General features: G+C 30.6%; 16 protein-coding genes. 3 read left to right on the top strand and 13 right to left on the bottom strand.

What is annotated here, in order from left to right; all coding sequences use genetic code 11:
- The first annotated feature begins 28 nt into the window (after window positions 1-28).
- Window positions 29-1,852 carry a hypothetical protein gene (locus J0H68_07290; GenBank protein ID MBN8828494.1) on the top strand — a complete coding sequence of 608 codons (1,824 nt, stop codon included), beginning with the start codon at window positions 29-31 and terminating at the stop codon, window positions 1,850-1,852.
- A 115-nt stretch (window positions 1,853-1,967) separates the two neighbouring features.
- On the opposite strand, the gene J0H68_07295 is transcribed toward J0H68_07290, so the two are convergent.
- Entirely contained in the window at window positions 1,968-2,153 is a 186-nt protein-coding gene (locus J0H68_07295; GenBank protein MBN8828495.1) for a hypothetical protein, read from the bottom strand.
- Between the two features lie 271 nt (window positions 2,154-2,424).
- Between J0H68_07295 and J0H68_07300 the strand changes: the two genes are divergently transcribed.
- Window positions 2,425-3,843: a DUF4153 domain-containing protein gene (locus J0H68_07300; protein MBN8828496.1), complete on the top strand. Its 1,419-nt coding sequence runs from the start codon at window positions 2,425-2,427 to the stop codon at window positions 3,841-3,843.
- A 36-nt stretch (window positions 3,844-3,879) separates the two neighbouring features.
- Here J0H68_07300 and J0H68_07305 read toward each other — a convergent pair whose 3' ends face one another.
- From J0H68_07305 to J0H68_07335, 7 genes are all read right to left on the bottom strand, one after another.
- Window positions 3,880-5,328: an AAA family ATPase gene (locus J0H68_07305; GenBank protein MBN8828497.1), complete on the bottom strand. Its 1,449-nt coding sequence runs from the start codon at window positions 5,326-5,328 to the stop codon at window positions 3,880-3,882.
- A 2-nt stretch (window positions 5,329-5,330) separates the two neighbouring features.
- Window positions 5,331-6,176 carry a YihY/virulence factor BrkB family protein gene (locus J0H68_07310; GenBank protein MBN8828498.1) on the bottom strand — a complete coding sequence of 282 codons (846 nt, stop codon included), beginning with the start codon at window positions 6,174-6,176 and terminating at the stop codon, window positions 5,331-5,333.
- A gap of 3 nt (window positions 6,177-6,179) precedes the next feature.
- Window positions 6,180-7,157: an NAD(P)H-dependent glycerol-3-phosphate dehydrogenase gene (locus J0H68_07315; GenBank protein ID MBN8828499.1), complete on the bottom strand. Its 978-nt coding sequence runs from the start codon at window positions 7,155-7,157 to the stop codon at window positions 6,180-6,182.
- Window positions 7,154-10,315, bottom strand: a complete 3,162-nt coding sequence (locus J0H68_07320) for an isoleucine--tRNA ligase (protein MBN8828500.1) — start codon at window positions 10,313-10,315, stop codon at window positions 7,154-7,156. The genes J0H68_07315 and J0H68_07320 overlap by 4 nt, the downstream gene beginning before the upstream one ends.
- 167 nt (window positions 10,316-10,482) lie before the next feature.
- A complete protein-coding gene (locus tag J0H68_07325; protein ID MBN8828501.1) occupies window positions 10,483-12,222 on the bottom strand; it encodes a hypothetical protein in 1,740 nt (579 codons plus the stop codon).
- Window positions 12,223-12,349: 127 nt separating this feature from the next.
- Window positions 12,350-13,549: an MFS transporter gene (locus J0H68_07330; GenBank protein MBN8828502.1), complete on the bottom strand. Its 1,200-nt coding sequence runs from the start codon at window positions 13,547-13,549 to the stop codon at window positions 12,350-12,352.
- 276 nt (window positions 13,550-13,825) lie between these two features.
- The gene (locus tag J0H68_07335) at window positions 13,826-14,377 is read right to left on the bottom strand and encodes a NifU family protein (protein ID MBN8828503.1); all 552 of its coding nucleotides are present in this window, start codon (window positions 14,375-14,377) and stop codon (window positions 13,826-13,828) included.
- A 171-nt stretch (window positions 14,378-14,548) separates the two neighbouring features.
- On the opposite strand from J0H68_07335, the gene J0H68_07340 reads away from it, so the two are divergent.
- Window positions 14,549-14,806: a SemiSWEET transporter gene (locus J0H68_07340; protein MBN8828504.1), complete on the top strand. Its 258-nt coding sequence runs from the start codon at window positions 14,549-14,551 to the stop codon at window positions 14,804-14,806.
- A gap of 28 nt (window positions 14,807-14,834) precedes the next feature.
- Here the strand turns inward: J0H68_07340 and J0H68_07345 are convergent, their stop codons facing one another.
- From J0H68_07345 to sucC, 5 genes are read right to left on the bottom strand one after another with little or no spacing between them, the layout of a single operon-like run.
- Window positions 14,835-16,241, bottom strand: coding sequence for a dihydrolipoyl dehydrogenase (locus J0H68_07345; GenBank protein ID MBN8828505.1), 1,407 nt, complete (start codon window positions 16,239-16,241; stop codon window positions 14,835-14,837).
- Between the two features lie 17 nt (window positions 16,242-16,258).
- A complete protein-coding gene (odhB, locus tag J0H68_07350; GenBank protein ID MBN8828506.1) occupies window positions 16,259-17,449 on the bottom strand; it encodes a 2-oxoglutarate dehydrogenase complex dihydrolipoyllysine-residue succinyltransferase in 1,191 nt (396 codons plus the stop codon).
- Window positions 17,450-17,466: 17 nt separating this feature from the next.
- On the bottom strand, window positions 17,467-20,298 hold the full coding sequence (locus tag J0H68_07355; protein ID MBN8828507.1) for a 2-oxoglutarate dehydrogenase E1 component: 2,832 nt from the start codon (window positions 20,296-20,298) through the stop codon (window positions 17,467-17,469).
- A gap of 21 nt (window positions 20,299-20,319) precedes the next feature.
- Window positions 20,320-21,198, bottom strand: coding sequence for a succinate--CoA ligase subunit alpha (gene sucD / locus J0H68_07360; protein MBN8828508.1), 879 nt, complete (start codon window positions 21,196-21,198; stop codon window positions 20,320-20,322).
- A 4-nt stretch (window positions 21,199-21,202) separates the two neighbouring features.
- On the bottom strand, window positions 21,203-22,375 hold the full coding sequence (sucC, locus tag J0H68_07365; GenBank protein ID MBN8828509.1) for an ADP-forming succinate--CoA ligase subunit beta: 1,173 nt from the start codon (window positions 22,373-22,375) through the stop codon (window positions 21,203-21,205).

The raw sequence follows: 22,375 nt of genomic DNA on the forward strand, positions 1-22,375 counted from the left end.
CTTATAATTCAATTCAATGGAGATGCTTATGAGTAAATCTTCCGATATTCAACAAATCGAATTCACAATAGAAAATTTAGAAAAAATAAAAAAGGGTGAGATTAAGGGTAAAATATATTTTACTTACCCAAAAGCGCTTAAACTATTAGAAGATAATATTCTTACTTATTTTTATGAAGCGTTTAAGGATAATGAAACTATTACAGAACTTAGTATACCAGAAGAGTTAATTTTCGATGTACAGTTAATAAATCAACAAAATCTTGAGTTGCTTTTTAAAATTTTTGAAACAAATAAAACTATAACTAAATTTAACCCTCAGTTTTCTTTAAATCATATTGGTTTAAAGTATCTTACTGAATTTGCTAAAAACAATACTACCTTAAAAGATTTAGAGATAGGAATTGCATTTGGAATTTGGTACTCAGATCCTAATCAAGAAAAAGAAGAAAGAGAAAAACAACTAGAAACAATAAATTTATTTAATACCTATCTTAAAGAAAATAAAACATTAGAAAATTTAAAGCTTTTTTATGTGGGCATTCAAAGTAATCATGCTGAAATTTTAATAGATGGGCTTAGAGAAAATAAATATATAAAAAATCTAACATTTGATGAAATTGGTGGCGATACAAAAACAGATTTATTATTTGTTAAATTTCTTAAAGAAAAGAAATATCAAAACTTTCTTGAGTTGACTATATATAATGATACTGAATACCTTGAAGAAGTTTTACAAATACTTAAAAAGGATACGGAATTTTCTCTCGCATTACATTTTGCAGGGGATACATTTCACATTAATCCAGATAAATATCTTGATTCTGAAAAATGTAAAATAATAAGCGCATATGTATCTAATAATACATTTTTAAAAGAATTATCATTTGAAAATTATTTGCTTACTGATGAAAATTTGCAAATTCTAGCGACAGGTTTAAAAAATAATAACAGTTTGAGTAGTTTTAGTATTAGTTCAAATGATATTTATAATAAACCAACCACGATTACTGAAAAGGGCTTAAAACCAATATTAGATGCTTTAAATCAAAATAATAATTTAAGCAGCCTATATTTAAATGACAAAGATTTTTCAGAAGAAGAAATTAAATGTGTAATTAATTTTCTAGAAAATAAACCGCGAATAAAAGCAGTAGGTTTAGCAATCCGTAATCCTAATAAAACTAATGTTGGTTTTATAAAGGCATTTTTACAAAATAATACTTCAATAATTAGCTTTAATATGGGCAATTCTATAGTTAATAATTTAGAATTATTTAAAGAGTTTTGTGAAGTTTTAAAAACTAATAAAACGCTTACAGCACTTGGTATATTTAACAGTCAAAATACTACTTGTGAAGTCAGGAAAATTTTATGGGAAGCTATAAAAAATAATGATGTAATTCAATATATTGATTATGAAACCGGGTGTTATCCGGAAGATATAAGAAGCCAAGAACTTAATAAAAAAATTGAAGAAAAACTTGAAAGTAACAGAAAATGGGCATTATCTTATAGTACTTTAGTAGAAAACCCATATATTAATACCCATAATATTTTTACAGCAAAAGCAATAGAAGAAAATGTAGAAATTACACTTCAAACACCTTCTATTTTATCAAATGTTGTTTATGCACCTGTAACTTTAGTAAAAGGAGTAGGGAATTTACTATTAGGCGCAGGTAACTTATTATTAGCACCTGTATGGTATTTTACTAATAATTCTATAGAAGAAAAATATACTAAAAACATTCCAGTAATGGAAAATAATAATGCGATAAATGATTTAAATTATAGAGTTGAAAGAGACAAAGAAAAAACTATAGCGCTTACAATGGAAGAATCTCGTTAATAGATTTTTATCTGATGTAATTATCTTTTTTAGGAAGATAATTACATTTTCATTATCCCAGAATTTAATAAAGGAAAAATTGACAATAATATTATAACTAAGTTAAAATATTAATTTAATATAAAAGTTCTAATGAAATGAATCTTTCTTTATCAACTCTTTTTAATAAAACAAAAAATACAGCCTTTCGTTTTCCTATTGCTTTTTGCTTTGCAGTTATAATTAGCATTATTTCATTTACATCAATAAACTTACTTGCAACGGAAATTGTAAAAGATAAAAATATATTATTAATTAACATTGTAACAAAAGTTTTATTTGAATTTTTTATACTAATTTCCGGAATATTATTATTTACTCTTTCAAAAATATATACGGAAAGTAAAAAAAGAAATTCCTCTATTATTATTTATATTATTCCTAGCATAATTTTCTTTATTATTTTTTATTATTTTAAATTACTTAATATATTTTCACTTACATTAAGTTTTATTTTAATTTTTTTTGGGTTAAGACATTTAATTAAATTAATTCCATATCTTGACGAGCAATATGCTCCTACTAATTATTGGATGTTTAAAAATAAAATTAGAGAAAATACTTTAAATGTATTTAAATCAGTTATCCTCTTAATAACGTTTGTAATTATAATTAATATAATTTGCAGTCACTTGTTAAAATTCTCTTTGTTATCACATGCAACGTTACTAAAGTTCACATGTTTTTGCCAATTTGGCCTTTTTAATATATTGTGGCTCGCTGGCGTCCCAAACAAATTTGATGAAGAGCCAAATAAAGAAGATTATAAATTATACTCTACTTTGTTTGCCTCAAATTTATATATAATTATACCGGCTATTTTAGTTTTATTATTTCTTTTAAATATATATTTACTCAAAATTTTATTTATTAAAACAATTACTAACAGTACTTCAGATAATTATTGGATATCAATATATACGATCTTAACTGGACTTATTGGTATGCAAGTATTCAATAGTTATGAAATTTTACAAAAAAATGTTTCTAGATATATAAAAACTTTTAAATTTTTATTTCCTATATTTTATATTCTTCCGTTAGGATATTGTATTTACAAAATAGGTAATGAATTTAATACCCAGGGTATTACATTTTTTGAATATATTAAGGCTTTAATTCTAATATCTTTAATTTATCCAATTGTACTCTTATTAATTCAAAAAGAGAAAGATACATATAAGAAATACATGTTATTTTTTAGTATAATATTGCTACTTGGATCTTTTGGTCCTTGGGGTGTTAATAAGCTTCCAGTTTATAGTAAATTTACGGCATTAGAAACAATTCTTGTAAAAAATCGAATTTTAGAAAATGGTGTTATTAATAAAGATTATAAAAATGAAATCACCTTACCTGATAAAGCATTAGTAAGAGAAAAATTAAGGTATTTAATTCAGTTTGATAGTATTGAATTAATCAAACCTTGGTTTAAGAATATGCCAGAAAGTGTAATAAATCAGTATAAAACTTCTGAAGTTTTGTCATTGAATAAAAATTTATTTGAAGTTTTATTTGTAGGAAATGAAAATTTAATAGAAAATATCTTAAAAGATATTGGGATCTCTGAACCAACACAAAATAAAAATAACAAATCACAATCCTCTTCTGGAGGATATGCAGGTATATTACCAGAAGATTATACAGTATACATAACAGGTGAAGGAAATATTATGAATATTTATCCTGTGCCTAATTCTAAAAAAGTTATTTTTCCTACAAAAAATCATTACCAAGGTATTGATGGCTGTTATATGGAATGTTATTCAAATAAAAAGCAAAATGCAGTGTATTCAGTTGCAAAAGATCTATATGTAATAGGGCAAGTAAGGATAAAAGGTAAGTATAACCAATTTCTTGTTTGTAATCCTAATGGCAATATTAAAGAGTCATTTAAACTTTGTGAGAAATATTTTCCTGAAAGTTGTAAAAATAATTACTGCAAACCATAAAGGTCAGATATTAAGCTTATTATTATAAAGACACTTTTATTCAGCTTTACTTTTAACAAGTCTTGTATACATTCCGCTTAAATTATTTACAGCATATATCCACAGTATAACTATTATAAAAGCAATAATAGCAATTGAGAAGGTCATACCAAAGGTTAATGCGCTTGGGAAGAACCATAATAAAAATGATTGTATAGCAGCTCCGGTTGTATCTGAAAGCCTCATACCCACTACGTCTACTGCTGCTTTACCTTTAGTTTTAATATCTTCATCAGCTGCAATAAAGGCCATTTCTTTTGTTGAATCAAAAAGGGCATATTTATTTGCTTTCATTAAAATTACTTGACACATACCAATAATTACAATTAATTTACTAGCGCTAATGCCAAAATTTTCATACGCCCATGGTTCAAGTGCATCTTTATTTAATAAAGCTAAAAAGAAAAAGAAACTGGTTACTGCAATTACAATCGGTGTTGCAAGAGCTGCTGCTCTCCAACTAAATCTTCTAAGAATTTGACTACTAAATAACATAATTATAATTGATGAATAACCCATGTATTGAGTAAATCCACCAAAGAATTTTGCATAGCTATTTTGATCGCTATAAACCTCACGGATATTAGCTTTCCACTGAATTTCTATCATATTATTAATAGTGCCATATGCCACAACCATTAAGAATATATAAAGTAAATAAGGGGAGCTCATAATAACTTTTAAGCTTTTAAATACGGAGATATTACTTTTTGGCGGAAGCTGACGTTTATGAGAAGCAAGTAACTTGTTGGCTATAAAATAAATGACTATGTTAAATATAATTGCGCCGATTACTACGCCAAGATTATATACGATGACATTTTTAGCGTGTTTTGCACTATCTTTCACAACTGAACCTGCTAAAATTAAAGCAAAATTTCCAAGCAATGCAAGAGTTGGGTAAATTCTTCTCGCTTCTTCAGAAGTTGTAATTCTATTTGCAAATTGCCAAAACATTAAAACTGTAACAGTAGGGCCCCATAACTCTACTAAAATACCGAAAAGAGCAAATGTCCATTTTCCATAAATTTTAATTAACCATTTTAGCTTAGGATTTAAGGCTACTAAATTTTCTATATGTTCTGGATCAGGATGTAAATGATGAATATTTGGGTAAATTAAAAAGCAATATGCGACGAAAAATGTTAGGAAAAAGAATTTGATAATATAAAATATTTTTTCACTAGGAATAATATTACTAATTTTAGTGTAAACGAGGGTAAATAAAATAGCGAAAGGTAAAACTAAGTATAAATCAATAAAGCTTAAAGCTTCAGCTCCAATATTTGGAACAATAATTGTATCTTTTAAAGATCTGAGTGTAGCATGGATATAAAGAATACCGAACATCAAGATACTCAGTAAGAAAAACTTTTTTAATTCATTTTTTTTTACTGGAAAAATAAATTCAAATATGGCTTTAAGCGGGTCTAAAACTAGGTTCATAGTTAATTCTTACTAAGTTGGTTATTTTTAAAATTTGCAAAATGATAGTTAAATTCAGCGCCAAATATTAATATTATATTATTAATATAGAAAAAAATCAATGTAACAATGATTCCTTCTAAACTTCCATAAATTAGATTTACTTGTCTAAAATTACTAATATAAGCAGAAAGTAAGCTACCCGATATTGACCATAATAAAGAAGTAATACAAGCTCCAGGTAAAACCGTGGTAAGTCTTTGCTTAATATTTGGTAGGAAGTAATATATACTACCAATGAAGATAAGTAAAACTAAAAATATCGCTAAATTCCTTAAGTAATAAACTGAAGGGGATATGTTAATATTTAAGTCTAAAAATTTCGAAATATCATTAATAAGCGGAGGTAGAAATATTAAGCAAAATATAATAAACATTAAAATTACAACGAAGCATAGAAATTGGAATATGCTTAACATACGTCGTAAAATATACGCAGGCGGGGAATTAACTCGATAAGCTCGATTTAAAATAGTTCTAAGCCCTTCAAATGATGAGGAAGCAGTCCAAATTGCACCTAAAATAGCTATGCTAACAATACTTTCTGGTGGTCCAAAAATAATTTCATCAATTCGTGGTTTTAAAAAATTTAGTACATGAATAGGTAAGTTACTGAATAAAAATTCAATAAATCTTTCACCTATCGCAAGTTCACCGATGAAACCTGCAATTGATATTAATAAAACTAAGAATGGAAAAATAGCTAAAATAAATATAAAGCTTAAATAGCCCGCATGTTCAATGCCGTCATGATCTATAACGTCAATTAAGGCATTGGCACTGGATCTATAAAATCTCTTTATATTCATTAATTACAACCAATTTAATTTCTTAATTATATCAACATTTTCATTTTGATAAAGTATCTTATATATAGATTCTATAATTGGTAATGATAGCTCATGTTTCCTAATAAGTTCATATATTGGCTTAGCTGACATATAACCTTCGGTTAGCAAATTTTTAAATTCTAAAATCTCTTTTACGCTTTTATCTTTATTAGCTACTATTTCTCTGCCTAAAGAATTATTTCTAGATTTTTGACTTATACATGTAAGGATAGTATCCCCTAATCCTGCAGGACTAAAAGCTGTTTTTGCTTTTCCACCTAAAGCTAAATTTAGTTCATTAACTTCTTCGAAAGCGCTATTTAAAAAAGCGGCAAATCCGTTATCACCAATTTCTAATCCTCTGACTATTCCACAACCAATAGCTAATATATTTTTACAGGCACCGAAAATTTGTGCGCCAATAATATCTTCAGAAAAATGGAATTTAAAATTATCTGAAGAAGATTGATCGGCAAATTCTTTAAAAATTACATGTCTACTTGCAATTAAGGTGTTTGTAGGAAGGTCTTTAACAATTTCGTGAGCAAGGTTAGGTCCTGAAAGAACTGCAATATTTGCATTAGGAAACATTTCCTCTACAACTTCATGCATAAATTTTAAAGATGAATTTTCAATTCCTTTGGCGCAAATAATTAAATTTTTACCATCAAGCTCAAAACCATCCATCAAAACTTCTCTTAAATTTTGAGAAGGAATGGTTAGAAAAATGAAATCACTATTAAAATTATTAAATTTAGTTTTATTGGTTGTTGCATAACCTAAAATTAACCTATGACTAGGTGGAAGAGGTAAGTACTTTGAATTTTCTTGACTATTTATGTCGTCAGCTACTTGCTGATTACGCGTCCACATTATAACGTTTTCTTCACCAAAGTAAGCCGAGTAATAATATGAAAGCGCAGTTCCCCAAGCTCCCGCTCCAATAATACCTATCTTCATATCTTTTTTAAACTAAATGAAATTACTTCTTTATCACTCTCGAGTTTATGTTTTCCTTCTTCATTTGTAAAAGAAAGTTTTGAAAGAGTTTGTTCTTCAATATAACTAATAAAATTTTGAGTGCTAGTTTTAAAGTTTTCTGAAGCCTCAATTGAAATATCAACTCTATCACTTATTTCAAAGCCATCATCTTTCCTTGCTTGTTGAATTGCTCTTACTAAATCTCTGGCTAAACCTTCATTATATAATTCTTCCGAAATATTAAGATCAAGAATAACAACTGCATCTTGTGATGATAAGCTTTCAGTATTTTTTGGATCTTTTGGTTGCAATAAAAGAGTAAATTCTTCTTTTTGAAGCGTTTTACCTGCAACTGCTATTGTGCCATCATTATTTTTTTGCCAATTGTCTTGCTTAACTTCCTTGGTAATATCTTTAATAAGTTCTGGCATTCTTTTACCAAGTAATGGGAAATTAAGCTGTAGTTTGAAATTTACAAATTCATTTACTACATCAGTAAATTTCACTTCTTTCACATTAAGCTCGTCTTTAATTAATTCAATTAAATCATTTATGGTAACGCTTTTACCAGCTACAGTTAAGGTTTGAAGTGGTTGACGAACACGTATGTTATTATTATTTCTAACGGAATGCGCGGAAGTACAAATATCACGTACTCTATCCATTTCAACTACAAGATTTTCTTCTTGTGGGAATATATTATAATCAGGAAAATCAGTTAAATGTATACTTTGATTATAATCACTCATATCAAATTTATTTAAACCTAAATAAATGGCTTCACTTAAAAGTGGTAAAAGTGGAGCAGAAATTTTAGCCATGGTTATTAAAACTGTGAAAAGTGTATCATAAGCTAATTGCTTATCTTCATCATAGCCACTACGCCAGAACCTCGGACGGTTTCTTCTAATGTACCAATTATTTAAAATTTCATAGAAATCTTCAATAGATTTAGTTGCCGTGATTGTATCAAATTTATCTAAACTTTCGGTAACTATTTTAACAACGTTTCTAAGTTTGGCTAAAATATATCTATCAAGTGCATCTTTACTATTTGTTATTATTTTAGCGTCAATTTTGTCGGCATTCGCATAAAGAGTGAAGAAATGGTAAGAGTTCCAAATTGGCTTAATTGCAAGCCTTTGAACGTCTTTTAACATTGTTCCATCTTTATCTATAAGAAGTTCTAATCCTCTCATTACAGGAGAAGATATCATAAGCCATCTTAAAGTGTCGGCACCAAAATTTTTAAAAATATCTTTTGGATCTGCGTAGTTATTTAAACGCTTAGATAATTTTTGTCCTTTCTCATCTAAAATTACGCCGTGGCATATACAATTTAGGAAAGGTGGTCTATCAAAAAGTGCAGTTGAAAGAACCATTAAAGTATAGAACCAACCACGAGTTTGTGCGGTGTATTCTACGATAAAATCTGCTGGAAAATGATTTTCAAACCATTCTTTATTTTCAAATGGGTAATGCACTTGTGCATAAGGCATTGAGCCGCTTTCAAACCAGCAATCGAATACATCTTCAACTCGACGCATTGTTGATTTACCTGTTGGATCATCAGGATTTGGACGAGTTAATTCATCGATAAAAGGTTTATGTAAATCTTTTACTTTTACCCCAAAATCTTTTTCAAGTTCTTCAATTGAACCATAAACATCAATACGTGGATATTTAGGATCATCTGATTTCCAAACCGGAATTGGTGTTCCCCAAAAACGATTACGGCTAATTGACCAGTCTCTTGCATTTGCAAGCCAATTACCGAATAACCCATTTTTTATATGATCAGGAATCCAAGTAATTTGTTGGTTTAATTCCACCATTCTATCTTTAAATTTAGTTACTTCTACATAGAAAGAAGGCACTGCTTTATATATAAGAGGAGTATCAGTACGCCAGCAATGTGGGTAATTATGAATAAATTGTTCTGTTTTAAGCCAAAAACCTTTTAGCTTTAATGCTTTAATTACTTCATCAATAGCATCAAAAACCTGCAAGCCTTCAAAATCTGAAACTTCTTTTGTAAATTTACCTTGGCTATCAACCGGACAAACAAGCGTAATACCTTCTTTTTCACAAATTATTTGGTCATCTTCACCAAAACCTGGAGCTAAGTGAACAGCGCCTGTTCCATCACCTTCTGTTACAAAATCACCTAATAAAATTCTAAAGCTATTTGGATGATCTTTAAAATAATCAAAAAGTGGAATGTAAGTTATATTTTTTAATTCACTACCTTTAAAGCTCTTAATTATTTTTGGCTCTTCACCTAATTCTTTTTTATATTGCGAAAATGAACTTGTAGCGATAATTATAACTTTACTATCAAATTCAATTGCAGAATATTCAATTTCTGCCCCAACTGCTATTGCAAGGTTAGATGGTAAGGTCCAAGGTGTTGTGGTCCAAGCTGCTAAATAAACATCTTCTGAAATATCACTTAATGATTCTGGTTTTTCTTTTAATTTGAAAAGTACTGTTGCCGATTTATCAGCTCTTTCTCTATAGGAATTATCTAATCTTGTTTCAAAATTTGAAAGAGGGGTTTCGCATGCCCAGGAATAAGGCATTACTCTCATTGATTCATATACTAAGCCTTTATTATAAAGTTGCTTAAATGCCCATAAAACTGACTCCATGAAATTTGTATCCATAGTTTTATAGTCATTTTCAAAATCAACCCAACGAGCCTGGCGGTTTACATAATCTTGCCATTCATTTCTGTATTTAAGGACTGAATTTCGGCAATGATCGTTGAATTTATCAATGCCAAAATTCATAATTGCAGCACGTCCGCTTAAACTTAATTCTTTCTCAGCGCCCATTTCTGCAGGAAGGCCATGGCAGTCCCAGCCAAATTTTCTATTTACTTTTTTGCCCTTCATAGTTTGGTAACGAGGGATAGTATCTTTTACAAATCCTGTAAGTAAATGACCATAATGTGGAAGACCATTAGCGAAAGGTGGGCCATCATAAAAAACAAATTCATTTTTTTTACCATCAATTTTTGATGGTCTTTCTTCTACTGATTTTTCAAAAACTTTATGTTCTTTCCAATAAGAAAGAACTCTTTCTTCAACTTCACTAAAATTAGGACTCGAGCTGACTTTAGGATATCCACTCATTTATTTACTCACGTGTTTCCAGGATTATTGATATTTGCACTTATATTACGTTTTAGCGTCTTTATGTCAAGGATTAGGTAGAGAAAATATTAATGTAATAAGATGGTATAAAAATATTATTAATACTGAACCTCAATTAATTTTGAGATTCAGTATTTTAATAAAAATTAAGCGCGCGGTGTTCTAACTGAGTTAATAACAACCTTAATTTTGTCTTCTAAAGTTTGGCGAATTTTAGGTAAGTTAACGTTAATTTCAGGCATTTTTTCGCTTACAGCTTTAACAAAGTTTTGCCCTGAAACGCTGTTTAATACACGCTTACCACCGAAATAACCTAAAAGTGCAACTAAGGCAAAGCCGGCAACATATTTAGCAATGCGTGTATATTTTTCATATTTTGCAGTAGCTTGTTTTGCATTATCTTCTTTTGCTTTAATAGCACGCTCAGCTTCTGCTTCTTTCGCAGTTTTTAATTTTTCATTTTCTTCGTTGTAAGCTTTATTTACTTTTTCGTTCAAAGAATTTAGTTCATCTATCATGGTTTGATTTTTAATAAAGCTAGTTTGTAAAACAGCTTGCATTATAATTGTATTTATTGAGGCTAATTTTAATGGTGAATTTATTAAATCTATCTCTTCAGCTTTATAGGCTTCAATTTTTTTCTCTGCATGACCATACATAAATTTAGCGAATTCATAGTGTAATTTTACTTTTATTTCACTTAAACTATCGTATGTACTTAATAAGTTTGTGAAGCTGCTATGAATTTTAAAATATAATTCATCCGCTTCTTTGTAAGTTTTTGCATTTTTATATTCTTCAATTTGAGGTGCTACTTGTTGAATAACAGAATTATAAAATTCTTCAAATTTTTCAGTAACATTTTTGCTTAATTCTTCTAATTGAGGAATTTCCTTATAAGAAGCGTTAAGGGATTTTAATTTTTCATAATATTCATTAGCACTATTTCTATTAGAGTTAATAGCATCAAAGGTATCTTTTTTGTGTTCGACTTGATTATTTATTAATGCATTTAACCCTTTAATAGCTCCTTCATAATATAGGCTTGCTATTTCAAAGTGAGCTTCTGCTTTACGATCATTATTATTGCTATTGGTTTCCATGAAAAACATTGATAAAGCAGCATTATTTTTCCCTAATTTTTTATATATTCTTCCGCAATAAAGAAGTGCATTTAAAAATTCATCGTTATTATTCTCTGCTTTTTTACTAAGTTGTTCACCTATAATTTGCTGAACATCACCCTCGCTTGTTGTAATAGTAAGTTTTTCAGCAGGAAATCCATTAGTTTTTAGAATTTCTACAAATACTGGAAATGCTTCTTCATAGTTTCCTTGATTATATAAATCAATTGCTTCTTTACATTTTATAGTATTTTCAGTTTTAATAAGTTCTTCTTTTAAATTATTTAATTCTGAAAAGCCGTGATAAGAATCATCAATTTCTTTAAGATTTGTATGATAACTTTCGGCAAGTTTTTTACAAGAATTAATTTCATCATTAATTTCTGTAGGTTTTAACGTAGTATTTATTAATTTGCGTAATTCCTTAATAGCTTCTTCATAATATGATTTTGCTAATTCATAATGTGCATCGGAATTACGGTTATTATTACTTTTATTTAATATTTGGAACATTGACCTTGCTGCGGTAGGTTGTTCTAATTTTTGGTATATTTTTCCGCAATAATATAAAAATGTTAAACAATCATCATCAACTTTTTGAATAGGGGTGTCATCAGCGAACTTTTTAAGTTCATCATCACTAATATTTATAGCAATTTTTTCTACTGAAAATTTTTTGTCTTTTAATAATTGAACGAACATTGAAAACGCTTCTTTATATTCGCTATCATGATACAACTTAATTGCTTGTTCTTTTGACATAATTTTCTCCTTAAATAAGATAATTTATTTGATTAAAAGTTGCTATGAAATTAACCTTTTTTTTAACCAATAGTCAATGTTAAACTAAGATTAATGATAGAGTATTAATTTTTTCTATGAATTTCAGTTACTTAACCGAAAGCTTGTGTTTATCTCTTAAATAAATAACAATAAACCCGCTTACAGCAATTGTTAAAGCTATAGGGATTATTCCCATTGAAATTAAGTATTGTTCCTTAGGGTTATTGGTAATTTTACTTGAGTAATCATGCGCATAACCTATGACTGTGTGAAAGACATAGCCAAATGCCATTATGATCATATTTGCCACTGATGAAGCAACGCCGGCTCTGCTTGCCGGAACCTTTGTTACCGCGTAGCTTATTGCAACCACCTGATAGGCTGAGAATGCTCCTAAAGAGATAAATAATGGTATAATAGTAGTTGGACTAATGCTTCCTGATAAACTTAAGCCAAAAGCTCCAGTCATTATAATGCCACTTAAAATAACAATAACCGGGGCTGAAATAAACCGTGCTAAATATCCTAAAATACTTGCTCCAAAACACATACCGATAAAAATTTGTGAAGCAATAAAACTGGCATTTTCTGGAGGTAATGAATAAACTTCTTGTAAAAACCTTTTACTCCATACGTCAGCAAAGCCTTCTAATGGCCCTACCATTAAACCTGCTAAAATAGAAATAGTTATGAGTGCAGGATGAAAAATATCTTTTGAAAAAATTTGGATATTAGAAATTGCTTGGGTATTTTTATTGCCTCCTGCAAAAATTAAGATACAGATGGATGTAAATATTCCAATACCAATTAAAATTAAAACACTTTTTTGCCAACCGAAGGATTTAAGTAACATTTCAAGTGGTAACCCACCAAAAATAGCGCCACTTAAGCCAATTGTTACTGCAATACCCATGAAGGTTGAATATTTATTTTCTTCAAAACTTTCACGAGTAATTTTAAATAAACCAATAATTGCAGCAGATGAGCCAACACCAACTAAAAACCTACCTAAAATAGCTATAATATAATGGTCAGAAAAAACTAAGCTTGCGGTACCTAAGCACGTTAAAGTGCACATTAAGGAAAGAACAATGCGAGAACTTAATTTATCTAACATTATACCAATAGGAATGTGAGCTAATACATAACCTAAATAGTAAATACCAGAAAATTGACCAAGCTCTGTAGCACCCATATTAAACTTATTTACTATTTCCGAATTAATAGCGTTAGGTAAGACTCTTAATATATATTGATAGGCATAAAATATACTTGCGAAAGCCCATAAGGTGTAACGATTAAACATAAAATATCCTTATTTATTATTTAAGTGGAAATGAAATTTATTTAATTGTAAAGAAAACATAAGAGATAATTATAGCAGCTTAGCTGCTAAGAAGTGTTAGAAATGATAATGTATGTATTAAAATTCTGCGCATTGTAATTAACTTTTATAATTTAAAAATTATTATATTTTATTTTAATATTAAGTAAAGAAATAGTTAAAATTTAATAGTACAGTTATAATAAAGGCTTATAAAAATACTTAGATTAAGTATATATAACCTTAGTATTTTTATATTTAAACTGCTTCTACTGCCACAACTTCTGGAACATAATATTTTAACATATTTTCAATGCCACTTTTTAAGGTAATGGTTGAACTTGGACAACCTGAACAAGCGCCGTGAAGTTCTAGCCTTACAATACCATCTTCATATTCGACGAAAATTATATCACCACCATCTTGAGCTACGGCAGGACGAACCCTAGTCTCGATAATTTCTTTTATTTGTTTAACAATATCAGTATCATTTTCTGAAGAAACTTCAATTGTAGTATTAGCTTTATCATTTAAAATGGCTTTTCCTGAAACGTAAAAATCCATTATAGTTGTTAAAATTTCAGCTTTTAAAATATTCCAATCGGCAGCTTCATTTTTTGTTACTGTAATAAAATCATATCCTAGGAATATTCCTTCTACATCCTGAATTTTAAATAATTCTTCAGCAAGAGGAGATTTATATGCGGTCTCTTTTGATGGAATGTTTACAGGTTCGCTACCTGTAACATATTCACCTGGAATAAATTTTAAGGTAAGTGGGTTAGGGGTAAGTTCAACTTGGATAAACATAATAAAATCCCTCTTGTATAATAACTTAGTAATTTTGTCAGGTATTTTAATAAAATTATAGAAAATTGCAAGGATATAGTTTAATAATAAAAATATTGTTTTATTACCTCAGGTGATTTAAAGGTATATTACCCTCTCGGATTAAAATTCAAAATCTTAGGAGTAAAAATTATGCAAAATTCTATTGAATTAATAGGCTTAATCGCAGGCGCGTGCACGGCGGTTTCATTCGTTCCACAAGTAATTAAAGTTTGGAAAAGTCGTTCAGTACAAGATATTTCTTTACTTATGTATGTATTATTTTGTACAGGACTAGCTTCGTGGGTGGCTTATGGAGTTTACATGGATTCTATTTCATTAATATTATGGAATGCTTTAACATTAGTTCTAGCAGTAAGTATATTAATAATGAAAATTAGGTGGAAATAAAAAAAGGGTAGTTAAACTACCCTTTAGCTCACATATTTAAAGTTCTGCCAAGTACACTTAAAGCTGCTTCTTTTACAGCTTCATTAAGTGTTGGGTGAGCATGACAAACACGTGCTATATCTTCTGATGAAGCGCCAAATTCAATTGCCGCTACAAGTTCAGCAATTAATGTACCCGCATCAGGGCCAATTATATGAGCGCCTAAAATACGATCGGTTTTCGCATCAGCAAGAATTTTAACTTTACCTGCCGTACTATCAACCGCTCTTGCGCGACTATTTGCAAGGAATGGGAAATTACCTGCTTTATAAGAAACTCCACTTGCTTTAAGTTCATCTTCAGTTTTACCAACAGATGCAACTTCAGGATATGTATAAATTACACCAGGAATGGTATCATAATTAACATGTCCTGCTTGACCTGCCATAATTTCTGCTGCTGCAACCGCTTCTTCTTCAGCTTTGTGAGCAAGCATCGGGCCACGAATAACGTCACCGACTGCATAAATATTTGGGACGTTTGTTCTAAAATGATCATCTACTTCAATGCGACCTGCTTTGTCAGTTTTAATACCAACATTTTCGAGTCCTAAATTACCAGTAAATGGTCTTCTTCCAACTGCTACTAAAACAACTTCTGTTTCAATTTTTTCTTGCTTACCACCTTGAGCAGGTTCTACAGTTAAAATTACTTTACCTTTTTTCTTTTCAGCGGAAATTACTTTTGTTCCTAACTTAAATTGCATTCCTTGTTTTTCAAGTTCTTTATGCAAAAGTTTACCAATTTCACTATCCATTGTAGGAACAATTTTATCTAAAAATTCAACAACTGTAACTTGCGATCCGAGCCTACGCCATACTGAACCCATTTCAAGCCCAATATATCCACCGCCAATAACTATCATTGATTCAGGAACTTTAGGTAAACTTAAAGCACCTGTTGATGAAACTATTTGCTTCTCATCAATTTCAATACCTGGAAGAGTGGCTACTTCTGAACCAGTTGCAATCATTATATTTTTAGTATTTAAAATGGTTTCATTTTTACCATCTTTAACAGTAACTTGGTTTGCAGATTTTATAAAACCTGTACCAATAAAGTGAGCGACTTTATTCTTTTTGAATAAACCTTCAATGCCTTTAGTTAAGTCATTGACAACTTTATCTTTACGCGCAAGCATTTGCTCAAGTTCGAGTTTTAAACCTGATACACTAATTCCATGATTTTTAAATGTATGTTTTGCTTCTTCAAATAATTCACTTGATTGTAAAAGCGCTTTAGAAGGAATGCATCCAACATTTAAACAAGTTCCACCTAAAGTTTTTCTTGCTTCAATACAGGCTGTTTTAAAACCAAGTTGTGAAAGCCTTATTGCGCCAACATAACCTGCAGGACCACCACCAATTACTATTACATCAAAATCTGTATCAGCCATAAAATTTCACCTTAAATTTATAAATCAAATAATAATCTTTCAGGGTTCTCAATGCACTCTTTTATTCTAACGAGGAATGTAACTGCTTCTTTACCATCAATAATTCTATGATCATATGATAATGCTAAATACATCATTGGTCTTATTTCTACTTTACCATTAACCGCCATTGGTCTTTCCATAGTTTTATGCATACCTAATATACCTGATTGTGGAGGGTTAATGATTGGTGTAGACAGAAGTGAACCATACACACCACCATTTGATATAGAGAAAGTACCGCCAGTAAGTTCAGCCATAGTAAGCTTACCATCACGAGCTTTTTTACCTAAATTAACAATTTCTTGTTCAATTTCAGCAAAACTTTTCTGCTCAGCATCGCGTACAATAGGAACAACTAAACCTTGTTCTGTTCCAACAGCCACACCTATGTCGTAATAATTTTTATATATAATATCATCGCCATCAATTTCAGCATTAACTGCAGGAATTTCTTTTAATGCCGTAACAGCAGCTTTTACAAAAAACGACATAAAACCAAGTTTTACTTTATGTTTCTTTTCAAAACTTTCTTTATATTGGTTACGAAGATTCATGATATTTGTCATATCTACTTCGTTAAAGGTAGTTAAAATAGCAGCATTATTTTGTGACTCTTTAAGTCTTTCTGCAATACGCTTTCTAAGTCTAGTCATCTTAACGCGCTCTTCATTTCTTGACGAAGAAGCTTTAGAAGTAGTAGCAGTAGATGGGTTTTCAAGAGCATTAATAACATCGCCCTTTGTTATTCTTCCATCTTTGCCAGTACCACTTAGATTACTTTCGCTTAAATTATTTTCTACAGCCATTTTCTTAGCAGAAGGCATCATAAATCCTGCTGCAGTATTTGAACTTGGTGCAAGAGTTTTATTTACAGCTACTTCAGCTGCAGCGACTGGTTTTGATTCTTGTTTTGAAGCTACTGGCGCTGCCCCATCTTTAATTGAACCAAGAAGTGCGCCAATACCAACGGTATCACCTTGTTTAGCTGTAATTTTTTCGATTACACCAGATGCGGGAGCAGTAACTTCCATTGTTACTTTGTCAGTTTCAAGTTCAACAAGTAATTCATCAACTTTAACAAAATCACCTTCTTTTTTAGTCCATTTACCAACGGTTGCTTCAGTTACAGACTCACCCAGTGCTGGAACCTTAATTTCAACTGACATAATGTAAACTCTCCCTTTTAGCTAAATATCTTTTGAATAATTTCTTGTTGTTCTTTAGTATGAATTTTTGAATAACCAGTAGCTGGTGAAGCAGCTTCTTTTCTACCTACATATTCAATTTTTTCGCCTAATGTTTCCATTAATTTTGGTGCAATAAATGTATATGAACCCATATTTTTTGGTTCTTCTTGGCACCATATAAATTTAGCTTTTTTATATTTATTTGCTTCTTGTTTTATTAAACCTTCTGCAAATGGATATAATTGCTCTAATCTAATTAATGCTACATTTTGATCTTTTCTTTTTTCTCTTTCTTCATATAGATCGTAGTAAATCTTTCCAGTACAGAAAACAACTTTTTGAACTTTATTAGGATCTAATTTATCAATCTCACCAATAACTGGCTTAAATGAAGTTTTATTACCAAATTCTTTAATGTTAGAAGTTACTAATTTATGTCTAAGCAATGATTTAGGACTCATTATTATTAATGGTTTCCTAAAATTATTAATAACCTGGCGACGTAATAAATGGAATATTGAAGCAGGGGTTGTTGGATATGCAACTTGCATATTATCTTCAGCGCAAAGTTGTAAAAATCTTTCAAGTCTTGCGGAACTGTGTTCTGGACCTTGACCTTCAAACCCATGTGGTAATAGAAGAACTAAGCCATTCATTCTAAGCCATTTAGTTTCAGCTGCAGCAATATATTGATCGATAATAATTTGGGCGCCATTTGCAAAATCACCAAACTGTGCTTCCCAAATAACTAATGAGTTAGGGTTGCCTAATGCAAAGCCATATTCATATCCCATAACTGCATATTCTGATAAATTACTATCATGTACTTCAAAATTTGCTTGTTTATCTGAGATGTTATTTAGTGGTATATGTCTATTGCCATTTTTTTGATCATGTAGAACTGAATGTCTATGAGAAAATGTACCGCGCCCAGCGTCTTGACCTGAAAGTCTTACTGAATTTCCTTCAAGCAAAAGGGAACCATATGCAAGTGCTTCAGCAGTAGCCCAATCAATATTTTCACCACTTTCAATTAATTTTTTTCTTTGATCTAATTGTCTTGCAATTTTGCTATTTATATTAAAATCATTTGGTATTTCACAGATTTTTTGACCAATTGTTTTTAATATTTTTTCATCAACGCCTGTAATAGGTTCAATTTTTTTATTAACATCAGCCGGTTTAAATTTTGACCATTTACCTTCTAACCAATCGCCTTTATTAGGTTTATAGGTTTTAGATTGTTCTAATTCTTTATTTAAAAATTCTTTAAAATTATTTTTGCAGTTTTCAACCCAAGTTTCATTAATTACACCTGAATTGATAAGATAATTACTATATTTTGTAGCAACGCCTTCATGATTATTAACGCGCTCATACATTACAGGTTGTGTAAAGAAAGGTTCATCTGTTTCATTATGACCATGTAAGCGGAAACAAACTAAATTCATTATGGCATCTTTATTAAAAGTTTGCCTGTATTCAACCATAAGTCTTGCAATTTTTGCTACAGCTTCTGCATCATCACCATTAACATGAAAAATAGGAATAGAAATAGCTTTAGCGAATTCAGATGGATATCTAGAACTGCGGCCATTCCATGGATTTGCTGTAAAACCAACTTGGTTATTTACAATGATATGTAAAGTTCCTTTTACTTCATAACCTGGAATATCACCCAACATTAGGCTTTCTGCAACTACACCTTGTCCACATACTGCAGCGTCACCATGGATTAAAAGAGAAACAACAGAAGAACGATTATTACCATTTTTTTCTGCTTCAGTTTGCTCTGCTCTAACTTTACCCATAACAACTGGATTAACAGTTTCTAAATGAGATGGGTTAGGGACCATTGATAGCGATATGTCATTACCTGATTTCGTTTTTCTAATTGACGAATAACCTAAGTGATATTTTACATCTCCTGCAAAACCTAAACTATCTGGGAAAGCTAAATTACCTTGAAATTGTGATAACATAGCGACATATGGTTTACCCATGATTTTAGTAAGCATATTAAGCCTACCTCTATGAGCCATACCCATAATTAATCTATTAACACCAAGTTCTGCTGATTTTTCAATTATTTGATCTACCGCCATAATTGAAGATTCTCCACCTTCAACCGAGAAGCGTTTTGCGCCAGGAAATTTTACGTGCAAAAATTGTTCAAACCCTTCTGCATGAAGAATGGTTTCTGCAATTTGTTTTCTTATTTCATTATTTAGTGAATTTTGAAAATCAGGAGCTTCAAATTTTTTATATAACCATAATTTTTCATTTTCATCACGGATATGTGCGGTTTCGACACCGTAAGTTGAAGAGTAAACGTTTAATAAGTAAGAATGTAAATCTCTAATTCTTACTTGACCTATTCCCTCAACATAATTTTTTAAATCGACATTTAAATCGATTTCTTGTTCAGAAAAACCTAATTGTGGTAAATCTAACCCTACTTCCTCTAATAGAGGTAATTTTTCTAAGTTTAGTGGATCTAAAGAAGTTATCTTATGCCCATGAAGTCTTATATTATCGACCATTCTAATGGCTTTTAAATAAAGAACTTCTTGAACATCAATATTTGCTGTTTTTTTATCTAATGGTTTTGGCTCTTCCTTAATTTTGGTAATTGTAACTCCCCTGTTACACCAAGAAGGACCATTAACTATTGTTTTAACAGCTTGTTTATTGTCATTAAAATTAGCAAAAAATTGTCGCCAGTTTTCATCTACAGAATTTGGATTTTCTAAATATCTTTCATATAATTCTTCAATAAAAACACTATTAGCACCGAAAAGATAACTAGTTCCTTTTAAATCCGACATACAATAAACTTTAACCTTGCTTTAAATCTTACCTAATAATTTACCCATAGTTTTACCAATTTCAGCTGGTGAATCAGATACAACAATGCCAGCGCTTCTCATCGCTTCCATTTTATCATCTGCACCACCTTTACCACCGGCAACAATTGCTCCTGCGTGGCCCATTCTTCTACCAGGAGGAGCGGTACGCCCTGCTACAAATCCTACTGTAGGTTTTTTAATTTTGGAATTTTTAATTACTTCAGCTGCATCTTCTTCAGCACTACCACCAATTTCACCAATCATGATAATGGCATCAGTATCAGGATCGTTTAAGAACATTTCTATAACATCAACGAAATTTGTTCCATTTATAGGATCACCACCAATACCAACACAAGTTGATTGTCCAAGTCCAATAGCTGTTGTTTGTGCCACAGCCTCATAAGTTAAAGTTCCTGAACGAGATACAATACCTATTCTACCTTTTTTATGGATGTGACCAGGCATAATACCAATTTTACATTCTTCAGGAGTAATTACGCCAGGACAGTTAGGTCCTACTAATCTAGTTTTAGAACCGTTTAAAGCTCTTTTTACTCTCATCATATCAAGTACTGGAATACCTTCAGTGATACAGATCGCTAATTCAATTTCAGCGTCGATTGCTTCTAAAATTGAATCTGCTGCAAAAGCTGGAGGAACATATATTACTGAAGCATTAGCGCCTGTAGTTTTAACTGCTTCTTCAACTGTATTAAACACTGGTAAATTTAAGTGAGTTGACCCTCCTTTGCCCGGAGTTACTCCTCCTACCATTTTTGTTCCATATGCAATCGCTTGCTCTGAATGGAAAGTTCCTTGGGAACCAGTAAAACCTTGGCAAATAACTTTTGTATTTTTATTAATCAAAATGGTCATAATACTAGCCCTTATTAACTGCTTTAACTATTTTTTCTGCTGCATCTGCTAAATCATCGGCTGCAATTACTGCTAAACCTGAGTTATTTAAGATTTGCTTACCTAATTCAAAATTAGTTCCTGCAAGTCTTACAACAAGCGGTACACTTAATGAAACTTCTTTAGCAGCAGCGATTACACCTTCAGCAATAATATCACAACGCATAATACCACCGAAAATATTTACAAGTATTCCTTTTACTTCAGGGTCAGAAAGGATAATTCTAAATGCTTCACTTACTTTCTCTTTATTTGCTCCACCGCCTACATCCAAAAAGTTAGCAGGTTCGCCACCGTAAAGTTTAATAATATCCATAGTTGACATTGCAAGACCTGCGCCGTTAACCATGCATCCAATATTACCATCCATTTTAACGTAACTAAGCCCAGAATTATTCGCTCTTTGTTCTAAAGGATCTTCTTCATCTAAATCGCGCATTGTTGAAACTTCAGCCTGACGATAAAGTGCGTTATCATCAAAATTAAATTTAGCATCTAATGCTACAAATTCATTTTTGTCATTTGTAATCATTGGATTGATTTCAACTTGGCTTGCATCAGTTCCAAGGAAAGCATTATATAATTTTATAACAAAATCAGAAAATTTCTTCATTTGCTCGCCTTCAAATCCTAATGCGAAAGCAAGTTTACGTGTATGGAAAGGTTGAATACCTGTTGCAGGATCTATTGAAGCTTTAATTATTTTTTCAGGATGGTTATCAGCAACTTCTTCAATATCAACGCCACCTTCAGAGGATGCAATTATTGTTATTGATGAAGTAGCACGATCAAGAACTAAACTTAAATAATATTCTTTTTTAATATCAGAGCCTTCTTCAATATAAATCCTTCTAACTTTTTGACCTTTAGGACCAGTTTGATGAGTTACAAGAGTAATTCCGAACATTTTTTCAGTTAATTCTTTTACTTCATTTGGCGATTTAGCAAGTTTAACTCCACCTGCCTTACCGCGGCCACCTGCGTGAATTTGCGCTTTCACAACATATAATTTATTATTTTCAAGCTTACTTACAACATTATCAAGTTGTGATAAATCGGTAATAAGTCCCGCTTGTTTATTAACGGGAATGCCGTATTTTCGAAGTATCTCTTTTGCCTGATATTCATGAATATTCAT

Source organism: Sphingobacteriia bacterium, assembly GCA_017304685.1.
Lineage (GTDB): Bacteria > Pseudomonadota > Alphaproteobacteria > Rickettsiales > 33-17 > JAFKLR01.

What these genes read in the sequence shown, in the direction of transcription:
- J0H68_07290 (MBN8828494.1), top strand. Translation starts at nt 29, where the DNA reads ATGAGTAAATCTTCCGATATTCAACAAATCGAATTCACAATAGAAAAT.
- J0H68_07295 (MBN8828495.1), bottom strand. Translation starts at nt 2,153, where the DNA reads ATGTTAATTAATAATATATTTTTATCTTTTACAATTTCCGTTGCAAGT.
- J0H68_07300 (MBN8828496.1), top strand. Translation starts at nt 2,425, where the DNA reads ATGTTTAAAAATAAAATTAGAGAAAATACTTTAAATGTATTTAAATCA.
- J0H68_07305 (MBN8828497.1), bottom strand. Translation starts at nt 5,328, where the DNA reads ATGAACCTAGTTTTAGACCCGCTTAAAGCCATATTTGAATTTATTTTT.
- J0H68_07310 (MBN8828498.1), bottom strand. Translation starts at nt 6,176, where the DNA reads ATGAATATAAAGAGATTTTATAGATCCAGTGCCAATGCCTTAATTGAC.
- J0H68_07315 (MBN8828499.1), bottom strand. Translation starts at nt 7,157, where the DNA reads ATGAAGATAGGTATTATTGGAGCGGGAGCTTGGGGAACTGCGCTTTCA.
- J0H68_07320 (MBN8828500.1), bottom strand. Translation starts at nt 10,315, where the DNA reads ATGAGTGGATATCCTAAAGTCAGCTCGAGTCCTAATTTTAGTGAAGTT.
- J0H68_07325 (MBN8828501.1), bottom strand. Translation starts at nt 12,222, where the DNA reads ATGTCAAAAGAACAAGCAATTAAGTTGTATCATGATAGCGAATATAAA.
- J0H68_07330 (MBN8828502.1), bottom strand. Translation starts at nt 13,549, where the DNA reads ATGTTTAATCGTTACACCTTATGGGCTTTCGCAAGTATATTTTATGCC.
- J0H68_07335 (MBN8828503.1), bottom strand. Translation starts at nt 14,377, where the DNA reads ATGTTTATCCAAGTTGAACTTACCCCTAACCCACTTACCTTAAAATTT.
- J0H68_07340 (MBN8828504.1), top strand. Translation starts at nt 14,549, where the DNA reads ATGCAAAATTCTATTGAATTAATAGGCTTAATCGCAGGCGCGTGCACG.
- J0H68_07345 (MBN8828505.1), bottom strand. Translation starts at nt 16,241, where the DNA reads ATGGCTGATACAGATTTTGATGTAATAGTAATTGGTGGTGGTCCTGCA.
- odhB (MBN8828506.1), bottom strand. Translation starts at nt 17,449, where the DNA reads ATGTCAGTTGAAATTAAGGTTCCAGCACTGGGTGAGTCTGTAACTGAA.
- J0H68_07355 (MBN8828507.1), bottom strand. Translation starts at nt 20,298, where the DNA reads ATGTCGGATTTAAAAGGAACTAGTTATCTTTTCGGTGCTAATAGTGTT.
- sucD (MBN8828508.1), bottom strand. Translation starts at nt 21,198, where the DNA reads ATGACCATTTTGATTAATAAAAATACAAAAGTTATTTGCCAAGGTTTT.
- sucC (MBN8828509.1), bottom strand. Translation starts at nt 22,375, where the DNA reads ATGAATATTCATGAATATCAGGCAAAAGAGATACTTCGAAAATACGGC.